At 47.0% G+C, this 1,418-nt stretch carries 2 protein-coding genes; both read left to right on the top strand.

All coding sequences use genetic code 11. The features are described from left to right. Window positions 1-256: 256 nt before the first annotated feature. Window positions 257-553: a BrnT family toxin gene (locus tag IQ256_RS29235; RefSeq protein ID WP_193859183.1), complete on the top strand. Its 297-nt coding sequence runs from the start codon at window positions 257-259 to the stop codon at window positions 551-553. After that, window positions 543-827: a hypothetical protein gene (locus IQ256_RS29230; RefSeq protein ID WP_193859182.1), complete on the top strand. Its 285-nt coding sequence runs from the start codon at window positions 543-545 to the stop codon at window positions 825-827. The genes IQ256_RS29235 and IQ256_RS29230 overlap by 11 nt, the downstream gene beginning before the upstream one ends. Window positions 828-1,418 lie beyond the last annotated feature (591 nt).

The raw sequence follows: 1,418 nt of genomic DNA, 5'->3' as shown, positions 1-1,418 counted from the left end.
AGTAAGAGCCGGAATTTCGGCTATCGGTTGCGGCTTGATAGACACGGGCGATCGCACTCCTGATTGACTAGCGACTAGCCTCAGAATACCGATTTTTCGCTACTTTCGGAGTTCGCCAACAGTGTCCCACCGTTTGCAAGACGATTTCAGAGTTCGATTTATCGTATATAAGTCATCAGTGACAACGGATTCAGCCATTCAACGAGCTGTGCTAAACGTGTTTACATTGTAAATATGTTTGACTATACTGATCTCTATGGATGTGTACTTTCCGCTCAACGGCATCACCTTCGTCTGGAACGACCAGAAGGCATCAGCTAACCCGCTAAAGCACGACGGCATCACTTTCTCTCAAGCCGCCGAAGCCTTCTTCGATCCCCTTCTGGTTGTCGTCGATGCTAGCCGTAACGATGAAGCAAGGGACGCCATTATCGCCCTGGACAGGCGATGGAATCTCTTATTCGTCGTGTTTGTAGAACGCGAAGATGACTATATCCGTATTGTGTCCGCTCGCAAAGCGACTCGGAAGGAGCGCGAATACTATGAAGCCTGATGCCCTCAAAAAACGACTCAAACAAAATCGCCCGATGACCACGATAACGATTCGGATGCCGGAAGATGTCATCGAAGACTTGAAGCGTATAGCCCCACAGCTTGGGTTCTCTGGCTATCAACCGCTAGCGAGAACATATATAGGACAGGGCTTACGGACTGATCTAGAACGACTGGAGAACGACACGGTGTCATCCTTCATTGATAGTCTGAAGCGCCATGGTGTGGGTGATGAAGTGATTCAGGAAGCTCTGAACGAAGTCACAGGAGGCTAGCATCTTCCTTATTGCTTCGTTCACCTAGCTATTGCTCAGCCGCGTCAGCATTGTGCGTCTAAAAGTGCGCGTGCTACACTCTTTCAGGGCAATATGATCGTATACCTGCTGCAACACCTTGTCGCAAGCCTGCTTTGTGGTCGCTAGTCGCTAGGTAGCAAGCTAAAGATTGTCGCTTATCGAAGCCTTTTCTCTCAGAGAGATCCATGCAACTCATAGGAGTGATCGAACTGAATGTTTGTTCTAGTTCCTGACGATTGCGCTATGTAGCACACAAATTGAATAACTCTTTGCAAGACACCACAAAATGCAGAGCAAGATACCAACAACTCAACCTAAGACAAGCTAGACTCAACATTGAGTCTTAAAATAAGATTTTATTCACTCGACATGAGATGAGACTAAAACCCAAAATTTAGTTCGCTTGGTTCAACGTCTCAATATAAGACAGAACGGTAACCCTTGGGGTACCAACTTAAGCCGGGACAAAAAGCTCTGGTTAAGGATGCGTGAATAAGCCCATTAGACAAAAAGCTCTGCAGCAAAGCCCAGAGCCATGTATCGTCACCCTAACAAGATTCAAACATGGGT

This window comes from cf. Phormidesmis sp. LEGE 11477 (genome assembly GCF_015207105.1).
Taxonomy (GTDB): domain Bacteria; phylum Cyanobacteriota; class Cyanobacteriia; order Phormidesmidales; family Phormidesmidaceae; genus Phormidesmis.
This window is presented reverse-complemented; position numbering and strand designations above follow the sequence as displayed.

Coding starts and splice junctions, on each gene's coding strand:
- IQ256_RS29235 (WP_193859183.1), top strand. CDS start 257: ATGGATGTGTACTTTCCGCTCAACGGCATCACCTTCGTCTGGAACGAC.
- IQ256_RS29230 (WP_193859182.1), top strand. CDS start 543: ATGAAGCCTGATGCCCTCAAAAAACGACTCAAACAAAATCGCCCGATG.